General features: G+C 67.3%; 17 protein-coding genes and 1 pseudogene. 11 read left to right on the top strand and 7 right to left on the bottom strand.

What is annotated here, in order from left to right:
• Positions 1–174: 174 nt before the first annotated feature.
• Complete coding sequence (gene fabB / locus V6W80_RS16420) at positions 175–1,392, bottom strand: beta-ketoacyl-ACP synthase I (protein ID WP_017641974.1); 1,218 nt, start codon at positions 1,390–1,392, stop codon at positions 175–177.
• Between the two features lie 11 nt (positions 1,393–1,403).
• Positions 1,404–1,919 (bottom strand): 3-hydroxyacyl-[acyl-carrier-protein] dehydratase FabA, encoded by a 516-nt coding sequence (gene fabA / locus V6W80_RS16415; RefSeq protein WP_007160484.1) that lies wholly within the window; start codon positions 1,917–1,919, stop codon positions 1,404–1,406.
• Between the two features lie 377 nt (positions 1,920–2,296).
• Here fabA and V6W80_RS16410 point away from each other — a divergent pair, with 377 nt between their 5' ends.
• From V6W80_RS16410 to V6W80_RS16385, 6 genes are read left to right on the top strand one after another with little or no spacing between them, the layout of a single operon-like run.
• Positions 2,297–3,331: an NAD(P)H-dependent glycerol-3-phosphate dehydrogenase gene (locus V6W80_RS16410; protein ID WP_338544827.1), complete on the top strand. Its 1,035-nt coding sequence runs from the start codon at positions 2,297–2,299 to the stop codon at positions 3,329–3,331.
• Positions 3,332–3,362: 31 nt separating this feature from the next.
• A complete protein-coding gene (locus tag V6W80_RS16405; protein WP_093254715.1) occupies positions 3,363–3,662 on the top strand; it encodes a DUF4389 domain-containing protein in 300 nt (99 codons plus the stop codon).
• Positions 3,659–4,114: a phosphohistidine phosphatase SixA gene (sixA, locus tag V6W80_RS16400; RefSeq protein WP_160923412.1), complete on the top strand. Its 456-nt coding sequence runs from the start codon at positions 3,659–3,661 to the stop codon at positions 4,112–4,114. The genes V6W80_RS16405 and sixA overlap by 4 nt, the downstream gene beginning before the upstream one ends.
• Before the next feature lie 20 nt (positions 4,115–4,134).
• Positions 4,135–4,572, top strand: coding sequence for a hotdog fold thioesterase (locus V6W80_RS16395; protein ID WP_064308386.1), 438 nt, complete (start codon positions 4,135–4,137; stop codon positions 4,570–4,572).
• Positions 4,573–4,609: 37 nt separating this feature from the next.
• Entirely contained in the window at positions 4,610–5,491 is an 882-nt protein-coding gene (locus tag V6W80_RS16390; RefSeq protein ID WP_338544826.1) for an alpha/beta fold hydrolase, read from the top strand.
• Between the two features lie 6 nt (positions 5,492–5,497).
• Positions 5,498–6,307, top strand: a complete 810-nt coding sequence (locus tag V6W80_RS16385; RefSeq protein ID WP_093254722.1) for a DUF4892 domain-containing protein — start codon at positions 5,498–5,500, stop codon at positions 6,305–6,307.
• Here the strand turns inward: V6W80_RS16385 and V6W80_RS16380 are convergent.
• Positions 6,304–7,494 carry a CynX/NimT family MFS transporter gene (locus V6W80_RS16380; protein ID WP_338544825.1) on the bottom strand — a complete coding sequence of 397 codons (1,191 nt, stop codon included), beginning with the start codon at positions 7,492–7,494 and terminating at the stop codon, positions 6,304–6,306. The genes V6W80_RS16385 and V6W80_RS16380 overlap by 4 nt on opposite strands.
• A gap of 343 nt (positions 7,495–7,837) precedes the next feature.
• Here V6W80_RS16380 and selD point away from each other — a divergent pair, with 343 nt between their 5' ends.
• The 5 genes and pseudogenes from selD (at position 7,838) to V6W80_RS24120 (ending at position 12,442) form a co-directional block, all read left to right on the top strand.
• Positions 7,838–8,872 (top strand): selenide, water dikinase SelD, encoded by a 1,035-nt coding sequence (selD, locus tag V6W80_RS16375; protein WP_338544824.1) that lies wholly within the window; start codon positions 7,838–7,840, stop codon positions 8,870–8,872.
• The gene (gene mnmH, locus V6W80_RS16370; RefSeq protein ID WP_338544823.1) at positions 8,872–9,972 is read left to right on the top strand and encodes a tRNA 2-selenouridine(34) synthase MnmH; all 1,101 of its coding nucleotides are present in this window, start codon (positions 8,872–8,874) and stop codon (positions 9,970–9,972) included. Before selD ends, mnmH begins: the two co-directional genes overlap by 1 nt.
• A 78-nt stretch (positions 9,973–10,050) precedes the next feature.
• Complete coding sequence (locus V6W80_RS16365; protein ID WP_017641983.1) at positions 10,051–10,341, top strand: hypothetical protein; 291 nt, start codon at positions 10,051–10,053, stop codon at positions 10,339–10,341.
• Positions 10,342–10,489: 148 nt separating this feature from the next.
• A pseudogene (locus V6W80_RS24125) lies at positions 10,490–11,509 on the top strand (methyl-accepting chemotaxis protein); the annotation flags it as partial.
• Positions 11,510–11,578: 69 nt separating this feature from the next.
• Positions 11,579–12,442 carry a methyl-accepting chemotaxis protein gene (locus tag V6W80_RS24120; protein WP_414205647.1) on the top strand — a complete coding sequence of 288 codons (864 nt, stop codon included), beginning with the start codon at positions 11,579–11,581 and terminating at the stop codon, positions 12,440–12,442.
• Between the two features lie 9 nt (positions 12,443–12,451).
• Here the strand turns inward: V6W80_RS24120 and V6W80_RS16355 are convergent, their stop codons facing one another.
• From V6W80_RS16355 to V6W80_RS16340, 4 genes are read right to left on the bottom strand one after another with little or no spacing between them, the layout of a single operon-like run.
• Complete coding sequence (locus tag V6W80_RS16355) at positions 12,452–13,186, bottom strand: YciK family oxidoreductase (RefSeq protein ID WP_338544821.1); 735 nt, start codon at positions 13,184–13,186, stop codon at positions 12,452–12,454.
• Between the two features lie 8 nt (positions 13,187–13,194).
• Positions 13,195–13,866 (bottom strand): N-acetylmuramic acid 6-phosphate phosphatase MupP, encoded by a 672-nt coding sequence (gene mupP / locus V6W80_RS16350; RefSeq protein WP_184286353.1) that lies wholly within the window; start codon positions 13,864–13,866, stop codon positions 13,195–13,197.
• 3 nt (positions 13,867–13,869) lie between these two features.
• On the bottom strand, positions 13,870–14,568 hold the full coding sequence (gene ubiG, locus V6W80_RS16345) for a bifunctional 2-polyprenyl-6-hydroxyphenol methylase/3-demethylubiquinol 3-O-methyltransferase UbiG (protein WP_059315629.1): 699 nt from the start codon (positions 14,566–14,568) through the stop codon (positions 13,870–13,872).
• A 32-nt stretch (positions 14,569–14,600) separates the two neighbouring features.
• Complete coding sequence (locus tag V6W80_RS16340; protein ID WP_338544820.1) at positions 14,601–15,926, bottom strand: TRZ/ATZ family hydrolase; 1,326 nt, start codon at positions 15,924–15,926, stop codon at positions 14,601–14,603.
• Positions 15,927–16,007: the final 81 nt, after the last annotated feature.

Here is a 16,007-nt window from a genome sequence, read left to right as displayed (position 1 = left end):
AGCGAAGCGGCGCGAGATTAAGCTATTCGCGCTGCTGAATCCATTCTTCCTGGAGGTTCGCAGGCGAAGTGCCGGCGCCTTCGACCGCGGGGCCGGTGGCCGGTTCAGCGGGGCACGGCGCAGAAATGAAAAACGGCGCCAGAGGCGCCGTTTGGGTCACACAAGTGAGGGCTATCAGCCCTGCCAGCGCTTGAGTACCAGGGTGGCGTTGGTGCCGCCGAAGCCGAAGCTGTTGCTCATGACGAGGTCAAGCTTGGCGTCTTCCTTGGTCTCGCGCAGGATCGGCAGGTCAGCGACTTCCGGATCCAGTTCGTCGATGTTGGCCGAGCCGGCGATGAAGTTGCCTTCCATCATCAGCATGCAGTAGATGGCCTCATGGACACCGGCGGCGCCCAGGGAGTGGCCGGACAGGCTCTTGGTGGAGCTGATGGCCGGCGCCTTGTCACCGAACACGGCGCGTACGCCCTTGATCTCGGCCACGTCGCCCACCGGGGTGGAGGTGCCGTGGGTGTTCAGGTAGTCGATCTCGCCGTCGACGGTGGACAGCGCCTGCTGCATGCAGCGGATGGCGCCTTCGCCGCTCGGGGCGACCATGTCGTAGCCGTCGGAGGTCGCGCCGTAGCCGACGATCTCGGCATAGATCTTGGCGCCACGGGCCAGGGCGTGTTCGAGTTCTTCGACCACCACCATGCCGCCGCCGCCAGCGATGACGAAACCGTCACGCTTGCTGTCGTAGGCACGGGAAGCCTTTTCCGGCGTCTCGTTGTAGTCGCTGGAGAGCGCGCCCATGGCATCGAACAGCATGCTCTGGGTCCAGTGCTCTTCCTCGCCGCCGCCGGCGAAGACTACGTCCTGCTTGCCGAGCTGGATCTGCTCCATGGCCAGGCCGATGCAGTGAGCGCTGGTGGCGCAGGCCGAGGCTACGGAGTAGTTCAGGCCCTTGATCTTGAAGGGAGTGGCCAGGCAGGCGGAGACCGTGCTGCTCATGGTCCGGGTCACGCGGTAGGGACCGACGCGCTTGACGCCCTTCTCGCGCAGGATGTCCAGGGCTTCCATCTGGTTGAAGGTGGAAGCGCCACCCGAGCCGGCGATCAGGCCGGTGCGAGGGTTGGAGACCTGGTCTTCGGCCAGACCGGAGTCCTTGATCGCCTGCTCCATCGCCAGATAGGCGTAGGCGGCGGCATCGCCGACGAAGCGCTTGACCTTGCGGTCGATCAGTTCTTCGAGGTTCAGGTCGATGGAACCGGAAACCTGGCTGCGCAGACCCATTTCGGCATATTCCGGATTGTGACGGATGCCGGCACGGCCTGCGCGCAGGTTGGCGGAAACGGTGTCTTTATCATTGCCCAGGCACGAAACGATACCCAGACCGGTAATGACGACGCGACGCATGCGAAAAGCCCTTAGAAGCTATCGGTGGAAGTGAACAGGCCGACGCGCAGACCTTCGGCGGAGTAGATCTCGCGGCCGTCCACGCTAACGGTGCCATCGGCGATGGCCAGAATCAGCGACCTGTTGATGGTGCGTTTGATATGGATATTGTAGGTGACCTTCTTGGCGGTCGGCAGTACCTGACCGAAGAACTTCACTTCGCCAGAGCCCAGGGCGCGACCGCGACCCGGATTGCCCTGCCAGCCAAGGTAGAAACCGACCAGCTGCCACATGGCATCCAGGCCCAGGCAGCCCGGCATCACTGGATCACCTTCGAAATGGCAACCGAAGAACCAGAGGTCGGGACGGATATCGAGTTCCGCCACCAGTTCGCCCTTGCCGTATTTCCCGCCTACCTCACTGATATGCGTGATCCGATCGATCATCAGCATGTTCGGTGCGGGCAATTGGGCATTGCCCGGACCGAAGAGCTCGCCACGGCTGCAGCGCAGCAAGTCTTCGTAGGTAAAGGCGTGTTGTTTGGTCATGCAAGCTCCTGTAGCTGGCCTAGGTCCAGGCTCTGGCGACTCCGAAGGTCGCTCTGGGTATGGCTTCGTGTAGCAGTAGACTGCCGGGGCATCGGGAAAGTCACAGGCCAGCGCCCCGCTCGTTAACGGACCATTGTGCACTTTCCGCAGTCAATTCTCCATCCTGGGCGCCCGCTCGGGGTCGCGCGCGCCCTGGGGCGACGTGGTGGGCAGCACCGGGAAAGGGGTGTTTGCCCACCCTAGATAAGTATTCCTCGGGCGTTTTCAATACCGTTCGGCCGATACGCGGCAGACCGTGAACGGGCCCTGAGGCCGGCGCGCGGCTACCGTATACTGGACGACGAGGCCGCGTGATTGCGGTGAAGCCGAGAGTTTCGATGACAGTCCAATCCCCCATCGCCGTCCTGGGCGGCGGCAGCTTCGGTACCGCCCTGGCCAATTTGGTCGCCGAGAACGGGCTGCCGGTGCGCCTGTGGATGCGCGATCCGCAACAGGCCGAGACCATCCGCCGCGAGCGCGAGAATCCGCGCTATCTGAAGGGTATCAAGGTGCACGCCGCGGTCGAGGCCACCAGTGACCTGCAGGGCGCCATCCAGGGCTGCGAGCTGATCCTGGTGGCGCTGCCGTCGAGTGCGCTGCGCCAGGCCCTGGCGCCCATCGCCCGGCAGCTGGAAGGGCGTTTCCTCGTCAGCACCACCAAGGGCATCGAGGCGCATTCCTTCATGCTGATGAGCGAGATCCTCGCGGAAATCGTGCCGCGGGCGCGCATCGGCATCATCTCCGGGCCCAACCTCGCCCGCGAGATCGCCGAGCACCAGCTCACCGCCACCGTAGTGGCCAGCGAGGACGAGGAGGTGTGCCGGCGGGTCCAGGCGGCGCTGCACGGCCGCACCTTCCGCGTCTATGCCAGTGCCGACCGTCTCGGCGTGGAACTGGCCGGCGCCCTGAAGAACGTCTACGCCATCATCGCCGGCATGGCCGCGGCCCTGTCAATGGGCGAGAACACCCGCAGCATGCTGATCACCCGGGCCCTGGCCGAGATGACCCGCTTCGCCGTGCAGCGCGGCGCCAATCCTATCACCTACCTGGGCCTGGCCGGGGTAGGGGACCTGATCGTGACCTGCTCGTCGGAGAAGAGCCGCAACTACCGGGTGGGCCATGCCCTCGGGCGAGGATTGACCCTGGACGAGGCGGTGGCGCAGATCGGCGAGACCGCGGAAGGCGTCAACACCCTGCGCGTGCTCAAGGAAAAAGCGGATGAGCTGGGCGTCTACATGCCCCTGGTCAACGGCCTCTATGCGATCCTGTTCGAGGGTCGCAGTTTGGGGCAGGTGATCGAGGCCCTGATGGGCGGTGAGCCCAAGACCGATGTCGATGTGGCGGACGCCGCCGAGATCCTGAACAGGCTCTGAGCCGCTACACTGTCTGAAAAGAGGAATTCCCATGTCCCAACCCGAGCATTCCCGCGAGCTGCTAGGCCTGCGCCTGATCTGGATGCTGCTGTTCCTGTTCGTCTGGCTGGGTGCGCAGTACGTGCTGGCGGTGGTGGTGCTGGTGCAACTGGTGGTGCGCCTGATCAAGGGCGAGGCCAACCCCGGGCTGATCGCCTTTGGCGCAGCCCTGGGCGCCTATCTGGCGCAGATCGTCCGCTTCGGCACCTTCGCCAGCGAAGTGAAGCCCTGGCCCTTCGCCGACTGGCCGGCCACCGAGCCCGCCGACGATCGCTCCGCCACCGCGCCATGAAGCTCTGGCTGCTGCGGCATGGCGAAGCCGAGGCGCGGGCGTCCAGCGACGAGCTGCGCGAGCTGACCATGGCCGGGCGCGCCGAGGTGTTGCGCAGCGCCCTGCAACTGCAGGGTGCCCAACTGCAGCTCATCCTCGCCAGTCCCTACGTACGGGCGCAGCAGACGGCGGCTCTGGTTCAGCAGCAACTGGGCTGGCCAGGCGAGGTGCGCAGTGCCTCCTGGGCCACGCCCGACGGCGAGCCGGAACGCGCCCTGGACGAGCTGGAGCGCCTGGGCGTGGAGGAGCTGCTGCTGGTGACCCACAATCCCTTCGTCGCTGAACTGGCCGGCTGGTTGCTGCACGGTCATCGGCAGGCACCGGTAGCCATGGGCACCGCGTCCCTGCTGTGCCTGGAGGCGCCGCTGTCCCTGGCCGGCGGTTTCGAGCTGGTCAGTCACTTCCATGGCTGACGCCCTTGCAAGGAAAGTACATGAGCATCTGGCAGACCCTTCCGGATCCTGAGGACCTCGGGCGTGCGCTCGAAAATACCCTCGCCGAACACCTGGACATGCGCATCGAAGCCTGGGACGACAGCAGCCTGACCGCCAGCATGGTGGTCGACCGGCGTACTCACCAGCCCATGGGGTTGCTGCATGGCGGCGCCTCGGTGGCCCTGGCCGAAACCGTGGGCTCGATCGCCAGCATGCTCTGCGTGGATCGTTCGCGCTTCTATTGCGTGGGTCAGGAAATCAACGCCAACCACGTGCGCGGCGTGCGTTCCGGGCGGGTGACCGCGGTCGCGCGGCCCCTGCACCTGGGGCGCAGCAGTCATGTATGGGACATCCGCCTGAGCGATGAGGAAGGACGCCTGACCTGCGTATCGCGGCTGACCGTGGCGGTGGTCCCGCTGCAACGGGACGCCTCCTAGACATGGCCAGCGTCTGGCTGGCAGAGGAGGCAAGCACATGACGGCCCAGGTGCAGGAGCTGCGCCTGGAGCTGCCTCATATCGAGCTGAGCGCCCGGGTGTTCGGCCCGGAAGACGGCTATCCGGTGCTGGCGCTGCATGGCTGGCTGGACAATGCCATGACTTTCGCCCAGCTCGCCCCCCGCCTGCAGGGTCTGCGCATCGTCGCGCTGGACCTGCCCGGGCACGGGCTGTCGGCACATCGTCCCGCTGGTGTCGGATATGCCATCCAGGACTATGGACTGGATGTGCTCGCTGCCGCGCGGCAACTGGGCTGGGACCGCTTCGGCCTGCTCGGGCACTCCATGGGCGCCATCGTCGGCGTCATCGCCGCCGCGGCCCTGCCGGAGCAGATCGAGCGCCTGGCGCTGATCGATGGCCTGCTGCCCTATACCACGCCAGCGGCGGAGGTGCCTGAGAAACTCGGCAAGGCGCTGCTCGCCGAGCTGGAACTGCCCAATCGACGCAAGCCGGTCTATACCACGGTGGAAGACGCCGTGGCGGCGCGGCTGAAGGGGGCGCTGACGGTCAGTCGCGAAGCCGCCGAGTTGCTCGCCGAGCGCGGCTTGATGGCGGTGCCGGGTGGCTATACCTGGCGCTCCGATCCGCGCCTGCGGCTGCCCAGTCGGATGCGTTTCACGCCGGAGCAGGCGGCTGCCTGCCTGGGCGCCGTGCGCTGCCCGACGGCGCTGGTGGTGGCCGCGGGCGGCCTCGTGGCGCCCCATGCCGAGGCCATGCGCCTGGCACGGCAGCAGCCACACTTCAGCCTCCATGAGCTGCCGGGCGGGCACCATCTGCACCTGGACGATGCCGCGGGCGCCCAGGCCGTCGCAGATTGTTTCAATGCCTTCTTTGCCGCCAGCACCGGGCGCAACGAATAATGCGGCATGCCTAGCCGTCCGTTCTGCCTCAGCACCACTCTCGTCCGCCGATCCCTACTGATCGGCCTGCTGTTTTCCACCTGTGGTGTGCAGGCAGCCGTGCTGCCCGAAATCGCGCCCATGGATCATGCCCAGCTCGTTCGCGAAACCGGACCGGCAACCGCCGAGCGCCTCTATCCGCTGGGGCCGGCCAGTCGCATCGGCGGTCGCCTGCGCCTGGAGGATTCCTTGCAGGTGGAAGGCGAACTCCAGACCCAGACCTTCGAGCTGGCCCCTGGGCATCCGCCACTGGCACGGCTGGACAGCGAACGCCAGCGCCTGCAGCAGCAGGGCGCGACGCTGCTCTATTGGTGCGAGGGGCGTGACTGCGGCGCCAGCAGCGTCATCGCCAACAGCCTGCTGGGCGAGGCCATGCTGTTCGGGCCCGACGACCAGCAGGGTCTGCTGGTATTGCAGCTGGCGGAGCCACAGACGGTGCTGACGCTCTATGGCATCACCCGGGGCAACCGCCGCGGCTACCTGCATGCCGAGCGGCTGCAGGCCGGCCAACCCCTGCCCGAGTTGTTGCCGAGCGCTGCCACCCTGCTCAAGGAATTGCAGCGCGACGGTCAGCTGCTGCTGCCCGCCCTGGAGCGGACGCCGGAGCAACCCTGGATCGCCCGCCTGGCGGCGGCCCTGGCGCTCAATGGCGATGTCGCCGTGACCCTGGGCGGCGACCAGGCCATGGCCTGGCAGAGCGTCCTGCGCGAGGCGGGAATCCGCGCGCCGCGACTGCAGACCGAGGCCAGCCGCGCTGCCGGGCTCTATCGCCGCTAGACGTCGTTGACGTAGCGGGTCCGCCCCGCGCCCAGACCAAAGAGCGTGGCCAGCACGGCGATCAGGGTGAAGAGCACGCCCATGGGTGCCCAGTCGTGGGTGGCGTCATGGAGGATGCCCACCAGCAGCGGGCCGAGCGAAGCCAGGCTGTAGCCCGCGCCCTGGGCCATGCCCGACAGCCGCCCGGCGGTTTCCGCATCCCGCGAGCGCAGCACCAGCAGGGCGAGCGCCAGGCTGAAGGTGCCGCCCTGGCCCAGGCCGAGCACGACGGCCCACAGCCAGAGACTACCCAGCGGCGCATAGAGGCAGCCCAGCAAGCCGGCGAGGGTCAGGCTCATGGCCACCACGATGGCCAGGCGCTGGTCTCGGCCGCGGGTCGCCAGCCAGGGGGCGGTGAGGGCGCTGACCAGCTGGGTCATCACCGAACCCGACAGCATCAGACCCGCCTGCACCATGCCCAGGCCGCGATCCATCAGCAGGGTCGGCAGCCAGCCAAAGACGATATAGGCCAGCGACGACTGCAAGCCCATGTACAGGGTGATCTGCCAGGCCAGTCGGTTGCGCCACAGCGAACCGCCGGCACCCCGGCGCGGTGCGATGGTGGGCGGCTGGCGCAATTGCGGCAGCCAGACCAGCAGGGCCACCACGGCGACCAGGGACCAGGTGGCGAGAGCAGGTTGCCAGCGGCCGTCGAAGGCCGTGGCGAGGGGCGCGGTGGCGCCTGCGGCCACGGCGGCGCCAATGCACAGCATCATGGTGTAGAGCCCCATCAACTGGCCGGCCTGGGCGGGAAAGTCGCGCTTGACCAGGGCTGGCAGCAGCACGCCGAGGATGCCGATGCAGGCGCCGGCGATCAGGCTGCCAAGAAACAGCCCCAGGGGTGGCAGCAGACTGCGCAGGACGATGCCGCCGGCGAGCAGCGCCAGGATGGCGCCCAGGGTACGTTCGCTGCCCCAGCGGCGCGCTAGGCGCGGGGCCAAGGGCGCGAATAGCCCCAGGCAGAGTACCGGCAGGGTGGTGAGCAGGCCGATGGCGCTGCTGGAAAGGCCCGTGCTGGCTTCGATCTGCCGCAGCAGGGGCGCCAGGCTGGAGAGGGCCGGGCGCAGGTTGAGGGCGATGAGCATGAGGCTGGCGAGCAGCAGGCCGCGTTGCCAGGGCGTTAGGTGGGACGTCGCTGAAGAAGACATGAGCACTGCTATGACCGGGGAAACCGGCAATGCTAGCGCACCCTGGCCATAACGCACGGCGCTTCCGTTCGCTACCCTTCAGCGGGAAAAAATAGTTGGCGGACCGGCTAAAAAATCGCCAGTTCGTCCATCGCCGCACCGCCGCTCGCTTGTCCGGGGTCGGCTGGAGGTTTTCCACGTGGTTATCCACAGCAACTGTGGATTACCGCCAGAAAACAGTCCTTTTGCTTTGGCTGGCGATCTGTTAGGCGCGGTCGTTCCCCGCCGCCTGACAGGCATTTGCTACTATTACGCCCCTTCGCGCTGGCTGTCGAACCAGCGCCACCGCTGAACCGGAGTAACGATGACCGATCCCATTCGCCTCACCCAATACAGCCACGGTGCCGGTTGTGGTTGCAAGATCGCCCCCAAGACCCTGGAGACCATCCTGGCCGGCAGCGGGGCCCAGCATCTGGATCCGCGGCTGTGGGTGGGCAATGCGTCGCGCGACGATGCGGCGGTCTATGGCCTGGATGACGAGCGCGGGGTGGTCTCCACCACCGACTTCTTCATGCCCATCGTCGATGACCCCTTCGATTTCGGTCGCATCGCCGCCACCAATGCCATCAGCGACATCTATGCCATGGGTGGTGACCCCTTGCTAGCCATCGCCATCCTCGGTTGGCCGGTCAATGTGCTGCCGCCGGAAGTGGCGCGCGAGGTCATCGCCGGCGGTCGGCGGGTCTGCGACGAAGCCGGCATTCCCCTGGCCGGCGGCCATTCCATCGACGCGCCCGAGCCGATCTTCGGCCTGGCCGTGACCGGGATCGTGGAGAAGCGCCACCTCAAGCGTAACGACACCGCAACCCTGGGCAGTCGTCTCTATCTGACCAAGCCGCTGGGCATCGGCATCCTTACCACCGCCGAGAAGCGCGCCCTGTTGCGGCCGGAGGATCGCCATCTGGCGCGTGACACCATGTGCCAGCTCAATCGTCCCGGCAGTCGTTTCGGCCGCCTGGCCGGGGTGACGGCGATGACCGACGTCACCGGCTTCGGGCTGCTCGGCCACCTGGTGGAGATGGCCGACGGCAGTGGTCTGACCGCCGAACTCGACTTCGCCGCCATTCCCCGTCTCGACGGGGTGGATTTCTATCTGCAGCAGGGCTGCGTGCCCGGCGGCACCGAGCGCAACTTCGACAGCTACGGCAGCCGCATCGCCCCGCTGGACGAGGCCCGCCGCCAGCTGCTGTGCGATCCCCAGACCAGTGGCGGCCTGTTGGTGGCCGTGGCCCCCGAGGGGGAGGCGGAATTCCTTGGCGTGGCCGCGGAGCTGGGTCTGGCCCTGCAACCCATAGGGCAACTGGTGTCTCGGCGCGCCCATGCGGTCGAGGTGGCTTGATGAACCAGCGTGAGGATGCCCGCGACTTGCGAGCGCTGTTCCTGAGCGATGTACCCCTGATCGATGTCCGTGCCCCGGTGGAGTTCGGCAAGGGGGCCTTTCCCCAGGCGACCAACCTGCCATTGATGAACGACCTGGAGCGCCAGCGCGTGGGCACCCGCTATAAGCAGCAGGGCCAGCAGGCGGCGTTGCAACTGGGTCATCAACTGGTGTCCGGTGCGGTCAAGGAGACGCGCATCCAGGCCTGGGCCGATTTCGCCCGGGCCCATCCGGAGGGCTATCTCTATTGCTTCCGCGGCGGCTTGCGCTCGCAGATCAGTCAGGAATGGCTGCGCAGCGAGGCCGGCATCGCCTATCCGCGGGTGGTGGGTGGCTACAAGGCCATGCGCACCTTCCTTATCGACACGCTGCAGCAGGCCCTGGCCGAGTGCCGCTTCGTGGTGGTGGGCGGCATGACCGGTACCGGCAAGACCGAGGTGGTGGCCCAACTCGACAACGCCGTCGACCTCGAAGGCCATGCCAACCACCGCGGTTCCAGTTTCGGCAAGCGCGCCACGCCGCAGCCGGGCCAGATCGATTTCGAGAATCGCCTAGCCGTCGATCTGTTGCGCCGCCGCCAGGCGGGGCAGGGGCAGTTCGTGCTGGAAGACGAGTCACGGCTGGTCGGCCGCTGCTCCTTGCCGTTGGAATTGCACCAGGGCATGCAGCAGTACCCGCTGGTCTGGCTGGAAGACAGCCGGGAAAATCGCATTGAGCGCATCCTGCGCGACTACGTCATCGACCTGGCGGCGGAATTCCTTGCCCTGCACGGGCCGGAGCAGGGCTTCGCGCTGTTCGCCGAGCAGCTGCGCAAGAGTCTCTCCGGCATCGCCAAGCGCCTGGGTGGCGAACGCTTCCAGAGACTGTCGACCATTCTCGAAGACGCCCTGGCCGAGCAGGAGCGCTCGGGCGACGTTGCCGCGCATCGTGGCTGGATCGAGGGCCTGCTGGCCGAATACTACGATCCCATGTATGCCTATCAACGCGAGAGCAAGGCGTCGCGGGTGATCTTCAGCGGCGACCAGGCCGCGGTGGTCGAGTTTCTACGCAATCGAGGCTGAACAGCGGCCACGGTTAGCGGTCTACGCTGCGGTTATCCGGCCGTTCCGGCCGGTCGCAGGTCGCAAGGAGAAAAAGAGATGAAAGCGAAACTGGTTCCCGTCCTGGTCGCTACGTTGGCTACCGTGGTGCTCGCGGGATGCTCGGGCAAGGTGGTCAATCGCGACAGCTGCGCCAGCCAGACCCGCTCCGCCTGGCAGGAACTCGACCTGGCCAAGGCCGAAGGTTTTTCCGGCACCGTGAGCTATTCCAAGGCGCTGGCGCTGCTGTCCACCGCCAAGACCCAGCAGCAGGTCGAGGCCTACACCGGTTGCGTGAAGAATGCGGAAAAGGCGCGCTTCTATATTCGCGAGTCTCGCGCCGGTCGTTGATCGTTCGTGCAGCTGGCAAACGACCGCCATCCAAAGCGACGTCGGCATAACCGCGTGCGACGGATAGCGGCTCGTTAGCCCCCAGCCCCTCAAGAATCGGCTTCTGCGGACGACAGCGTCGGTAGAACTCATTCCGTTGGGGTGCCGTATGAAAGGGATTGCCCGCTATCGCCTGGCCAATTGGCGAACCGCGACCAAGCTGGCGGTGGGCTTTGCTCTGGTGCTGCTGCTGACACTGGTGGTGGCCCTCCAGGGCGGTCTTGCGCTCAAGGATGTCGAGCATCGCTTCGGTTCCCTGCGCGACATGGCGGCGATCAACCGGCAGGTGATGCAGGTGCGCGCCCTGGAGCAGGGCTTTCGTCTGAGTGGCGAGGCCGCCCAGGCCGAGCACCTGCGGCAGGCCCTGCCGGTGGTACTCGAGCGGTTGGGGCAGTTGCAGGCGGAGGTGGGCAATGCCAACGCTGCCGATATCGATGCCGCCCGCGAGGCCACCAAGGCCTATGGTGCCGCCTTCGCCGACTTCGAGCGCCTCAATACCTCGCGCCGTCTGGCCATGGAAGGGGCGGCCTTCCTGGTGGAGGGCGCGGCCAACAGCCTGGATATCCTCCAGTCCGGTCTGCTGGATGACGGCGCCTATGCGCTCAAGGATTCCGCTGGCAAGCAGGGCGCCGAACTCCTGACCCTGTCGCAGCAGGTCGGCGAACTCTATCGCCTGATGCTCAAGAGCCTCGACGAAGCTCAGGCACGGGCAGGCAAGAACACGGTGGACGACCAGCCCTTGCCCTCGGCCAGTGCCGCCCTCGAGCTACTGGCCAAGGTGGAGCCGCAGCTGAGCGATCCGGCCTATTCCTCGGTCATCCAGGACGTCTCCACCAATATCAAGGAATTCATCCGCCGCCTGGGCGACTATGCCGCCGCCCTGGCCCAGGAGCAGACCGCCGGTGCGCGGATGACCAGCCTGGCCGAGGCCGCCGTGGAGCGGGTCGATGCCCTTTATGGGCAACAGGAAGCCGAGTTGCAGGCGATGATGACCAAGCGCCTGCTGACCATCGGCGGCGTCGCGCTGCTGGCGCTGATCGTCGGCGCCCTGGCCGCGCTGATCATCACCCTGGCCATTGTCCGCCCGCTGCGCAAGGTGATCGCTGCCGCCGAACGCATTGCCCAGGGCCAGCTGGATGTCGAGTTGACCGTGGATCGCGGTGACGAGATCGGCCAGCTGCAACGTTCCAGCGCCAGCATGGTGGCGGCGCTACGCGGCATGGTTCTGCAACTGCAGAATGGCATCGGCCGGCTCGGCCAGTCCGCCGCGGCCCTCGCCGAGCAGGCCCGGGAGGCGCAACTGGGCGTGACCCGCCAGCGCGAGGAAACCGATCAGGTGGCGGCGGCCATGGCTGAATTGGCCGCCACCGCCCAGGGCGTCGCCGCGGACGCCGAGGCCGCCGCCGGTGCCGGCGACCAAGCCGAGCGCCAGGTCAGCGACGGCCAGGCGGTGATCGGCCGCAGTCTGGCCGGTATCGAGACCCTGGGGGTGGACGTCCGGGCAGCTGCCGAGCGCCTCGAAGGCGTGTCCCACGACAGCCAGGCGATCAGCAGTGTGCTGGACGTGATCAAGGCGGTGGCCGAACAGACCAACCTGCTGGCGCTCAACGCGGCCATCGAAGCGGCCCGCGCCGGTGAGCAGGGGCGAGGGTTTGCTGTGGTCGCCGACGAAGTCCGCGCCCTGGCGCGCCGTACCCAGCAATCGAGTGTCGAGATCGAGCAGCTCATCGTGGTGTTGCAGAAGGGCAGTGGCGAAGCGGTCGCGCGAATGCAGCAGAGCGAGACCCTGCTGGCCGGGACCCTGGGCAGTGCCGGTGACACGCGGCGCGCCTTCGCCGGTATCGCCACGGCGGTGGCCAGCATCCAGCAGAAGAACCAGCAGATCGCCGCGGCGGCCGTGCAGCAACGGGGCGTGGCCGAAGAGGTGGCGGTCAATGTCACCCGGATTCGCGACGGCGCCGATCAGTCCAGCCAGGCGATGGCGGCGACGGCGTCAGCCAGTCGGGAGCTGGCCGAGCTGGGCGACGAGCTCTCGCGACTGGTGCAGCGCTTCCACGTCTGACCGAACCCGCTACTGGGCGTTGAGCGCCTGCCCGGTGGTGCCTCGACTGTCGGGGCCGAGCAAGTAGAGATAGACCGGCAGGATGGCCTCCGGCGCGGGCACCCGGGCAGGATCTTCCTCGGGATAGGCCGCCGCACGCATGGCGGTGCGGGTGCCGCCCGGGTTGACGCTGTTGACCCGGATGCCGGCTTCTCCAAGCTCCTCGGCCCACACCTGCATCAGGCCTTCGGTGGCGAACTTGGACACCGAATAGGCGCCCCAGCTGGCCCGTCCCTTGCGACCGACGCTGCTGGAGGTGAAGATCACCGAGGCCATGTCGGCGGCCCTGAGCAGCGGCAACAACGCCTGGGTCAGGGCGAAGCCCGCCTGGACGTTCACCTGCAGCACCTGCGCCAGGGCCGCGGCGGAGGTTTCTTCCAACGGCACCCGCGGTCCCAGCAGGCCGGCGTTGTGAACCAGGCCGTCCAGGCGGCCATGACTTCGCTGCAGGCGCTCCGCCACGACGGCATAGGCCGCCGCGTCAGCCTGTTCCAGATCCAGTACCAAAGCCTCGACCCGGCCACCGCTGGCCTGGATATCCTGGCACACCGCATCCAGCGCCGCGGCATCGCGACCCTGGAGGATGACCTTGGCACCCAGGGCCGCACAGCCCTTGGCCAGGGCGGCGCCGATGCCGCGGTTGGCGCCGGTGACGAGGATGACGCGGTCTTTCAATAGCTCGGCGGGAGCCTGGTAGTCGAACATCTGAACCTCTAGCAGCCGCACAGCGCGCGATCGAGCAGGGCGCGCAATTCCAGCGGGTGGTCGATGATGGCGTCGGCACCCCAGTGCTCGGGGTGGTCGTCCGGATGGATGTAGCCGTAGCGTGCCGCCACCGTCTTGCTGCCGGCGGCGCGGCCCGACTCGATGTCGCGCAGGTCGTCGCCGATGAACAGGGCGGTCTGGGGATCGACATCCAGTTGCCGACAGGCCAGCACCACCATCTCCGGGTCCGGCTTGCTGTGCGTGACGTGATCCGGGCAGACCAGGCAGGCCGAGCGTTCGGCCAGGCCTAGGCGCTGCATGATCGGCTCGGCGAAGCGCACCGGCTTGTTGGTCACCACGCCCCAGCGCAGCCGGGCGGCGTCGAGATCGCGCAGGATCTCGTCCATGCCCTCGAACAGCCGGGTATGGACCGCGCAGTGCGTCTGGTAGCGTTCGAGAAACTCCAGGCGCAGGGGCTCGAGTTCGGTGCCCAGGGGGTCGACCTCGAAGCCGGCCAGGATCATGGCCTTGGCGCCACCGGAAATGACGCCGCGCAGGCGGGCTTCATCGGCGAGCGCGAGGCCCCTGTCCTGGCGCATGCCCTGGATGATGGCGATGAAGTCCGGCGCCGTGTCCAACAGGGTGCCATCCATGTCGAAGAGGACCGCTTGCAGACGCATGGCCTAGTCCTCGCGCTGGGTGCGCACCATGTAGTTCACCGTCACGTCGCCTTCCAGCTTGTATCTCTTGGTCAGCGGGTTGTAGGTGAGGCCGATGACGTCGCGCAGGTTGAGGCCGGCGGCACGGGCCCAGGCACCCAGTTCCGAAGGGCGGATGAACTTGCGGAAATCGTGGGTGCCGCGGGGCAGCAGGCGCAGCACGTATTCCGCGCCGACGATGGCGAACAGATAGGCCTTGGGATTGCGGTTGATGGTGGAGAAGAACACCTGGCCGCCCGGCTTGACCAGGTCGTGGCAGGCCTTGATCACCGAGGAGGGATCCGGCACGTGTTCGAGCATTTCCAGGCAGGTCACGATGTCATAGGTGCCGGCGTGCTTGCGCGCGTGGTCCTCGGTGGTCTCCTGGATGTATTCCACCGGCACGCCGGACTCCAGCTGGTGCAGGCGGGCGACGGCCAGGGGCGCCTCGGCCATGTCGATGCCGGTCACCTGGGCACCACGTTGGGCCATGGCCTCACTGAGGATGCCGCCACCGCAGCCGACGTCCAGCACCTTCTTGCCGGCCAGGCCGGCGTGCTGATCGATCCAGTTGACGCGCAGCGGATTGATGTCGTGCAGCGGCTTGAATTCGCTCTCGCGATCCCACCAGCGGTAGGCGAGGGCCTCGAACTTGGCGATCTCGGCATTATCGACGTTGGACATGGGGTTCTCCAGAGGCAAGGGAGCGGGGCGCGTCAGGCGCCCTGCTGGATACGGGTGGCCCACTGCTGCGCATTGGCTATGAGTTCGGCCTCGTCCAGGCGCACGAGTTCGCTCTGGCGCAGCAGCGGCACGCCGCCGACCCAGACGTCGCTGACGCGGTCGCGGCCGGTGGCATAGATGAGTTGCGAAACGGGGTCGTAGAGCGGCTGCTGGGCGAGCCCGCTGAGGTCGACGGCGGTCAGGTCGGCGGCCTTGCCCATTTCCAGCGAACCCAGGCAGCGCTCCAGGCCCAGGGCACGGGCGCCGTTCAGGGTCGCCATACGCAGGGCGCGATGGGCGTCCAGGGCAGTGGCCGAGCCGGCGACGGCCTTGGCCAGCAGGGCGGCGGTACGGGTCTCGCCGAGCAGATCGAGATCGTTGTTGCTGGCCGCGCCGTCGGTGCCGATGGCGACGTTGACGCCGGCCTGCCAGAGTCGCTCCACCGGGCAGAAGCCGCTGGCCAGCTTGAGGTTGGATTCCGGACTGTGGATGACATGGCTGTTGGTCTCGACTAGGTTTTCCAGGTCCTCGTCGTCCACCTGGGTCATGTGCACGGCCTGGAAGCGCGGTCCGAGCAGACCCAGGCGCCGCAGCCGACTGAGCGGCCGCTCGCCGGTCTGCTGCAGCGCCTGCTCCACCTCGAAGGCGGTCTCGTGCACGTGCATCTGGATCGGCGCCTGCAGTTGCTCGGCCAGGACCAGGATCTGTTCGAGCTTGGCGTCGGCCACGGTGTAGGGCGCATGGGGCCCGAAGGCCACGCTGATGCGCTCGTGCAGCTTCATGTCGTCGAACAGTTCCAGGCCACGGCGGATCATGTCGTCCGCGGTGCGAGCGCCGGGAATGGGAAAGTCGAGGATCGGCAGGCAGACCTGGGCGCGCACGCCAGTGCGATGGATCGCCTCGCAGGCCACCTGGGGATAGAAGTACATGTCCGAGAAGCAGGTGATGCCGCCCCGGATCTGCTCGGCGATGGCCAGGGTGGTGCCGTCGCGGACGAAATCCTCGTCGACCCAGCGGCCTTCGGCCGGCCAGATGTGATCCTGCAGCCAGGTCTGTAGCGGCAGGTCGTCGGCCATGCCGCGAAACAGCGTCATGGCGGCGTGACCATGGGCATTGATCAGTCCGGGGATCAGCACCTTGCCCGGCAGCTCCAGGGTTTCCTTCGCCGGCTGGCGCAGGGCCTCGGCGCGCGGGGCGAGCAGGGCGATGCAGCCATCGCGCACCCCCAGGGCGTAATCGCGCAGGACCACCCCGGCAGGCTCCACCGGCACGATCCAGCTGGGGAGCAACAAGAGGTCCAGGGGCGCGGGGGTGGGCATCGGCGACGATTCCAAGAGGGGCGAGCCGGCAGTATAGCGGTCCTTGTGGCGCTACCGCTAAATCCGCGCGCCGATGCCGGT

The sequence above is a fragment of the Pseudomonas benzopyrenica genome, from assembly GCF_036884265.1.
GTDB lineage: Bacteria > Pseudomonadota > Gammaproteobacteria > Pseudomonadales > Pseudomonadaceae > Chryseomonas > Chryseomonas benzopyrenica.
This window is presented reverse-complemented; position numbering and strand designations above follow the sequence as displayed.

Bases quoted from the DNA above. Each gene is read 5' to 3' on its own strand.
- ubiG (WP_059315629.1), bottom strand. From the start codon at position 14,568: ATGTCCAACGTCGATAATGCCGAGATCGCCAAGTTCGAGGCCCTCGCC.
- V6W80_RS16355 (WP_338544821.1), bottom strand. From the start codon at position 13,186: ATGTTCGACTACCAGGCTCCCGCCGAGCTATTGAAAGACCGCGTCATC.
- V6W80_RS16340 (WP_338544820.1), bottom strand. From the start codon at position 15,926: ATGCCCACCCCCGCGCCCCTGGACCTCTTGTTGCTCCCCAGCTGGATC.
- V6W80_RS16365 (WP_017641983.1), top strand. From the start codon at position 10,051: ATGAAAGCGAAACTGGTTCCCGTCCTGGTCGCTACGTTGGCTACCGTG.
- V6W80_RS24120 (WP_414205647.1), top strand. From the start codon at position 11,579: ATGGTGGCGGCGCTACGCGGCATGGTTCTGCAACTGCAGAATGGCATC.
- V6W80_RS16410 (WP_338544827.1), top strand. From the start codon at position 2,297: ATGACAGTCCAATCCCCCATCGCCGTCCTGGGCGGCGGCAGCTTCGGT.
- mnmH (WP_338544823.1), top strand. From the start codon at position 8,872: ATGAACCAGCGTGAGGATGCCCGCGACTTGCGAGCGCTGTTCCTGAGC.
- V6W80_RS16395 (WP_064308386.1), top strand. From the start codon at position 4,135: ATGAGCATCTGGCAGACCCTTCCGGATCCTGAGGACCTCGGGCGTGCG.
- V6W80_RS16385 (WP_093254722.1), top strand. From the start codon at position 5,498: ATGCCTAGCCGTCCGTTCTGCCTCAGCACCACTCTCGTCCGCCGATCC.
- fabB (WP_017641974.1), bottom strand. From the start codon at position 1,392: ATGCGTCGCGTCGTCATTACCGGTCTGGGTATCGTTTCGTGCCTGGGC.
- V6W80_RS16390 (WP_338544826.1), top strand. From the start codon at position 4,610: ATGACGGCCCAGGTGCAGGAGCTGCGCCTGGAGCTGCCTCATATCGAG.
- V6W80_RS16380 (WP_338544825.1), bottom strand. From the start codon at position 7,494: ATGTCTTCTTCAGCGACGTCCCACCTAACGCCCTGGCAACGCGGCCTG.
- selD (WP_338544824.1), top strand. From the start codon at position 7,838: ATGACCGATCCCATTCGCCTCACCCAATACAGCCACGGTGCCGGTTGT.
- mupP (WP_184286353.1), bottom strand. From the start codon at position 13,866: ATGCGTCTGCAAGCGGTCCTCTTCGACATGGATGGCACCCTGTTGGAC.
- sixA (WP_160923412.1), top strand. From the start codon at position 3,659: ATGAAGCTCTGGCTGCTGCGGCATGGCGAAGCCGAGGCGCGGGCGTCC.
- fabA (WP_007160484.1), bottom strand. From the start codon at position 1,919: ATGACCAAACAACACGCCTTTACCTACGAAGACTTGCTGCGCTGCAGC.
- V6W80_RS16405 (WP_093254715.1), top strand. From the start codon at position 3,363: ATGTCCCAACCCGAGCATTCCCGCGAGCTGCTAGGCCTGCGCCTGATC.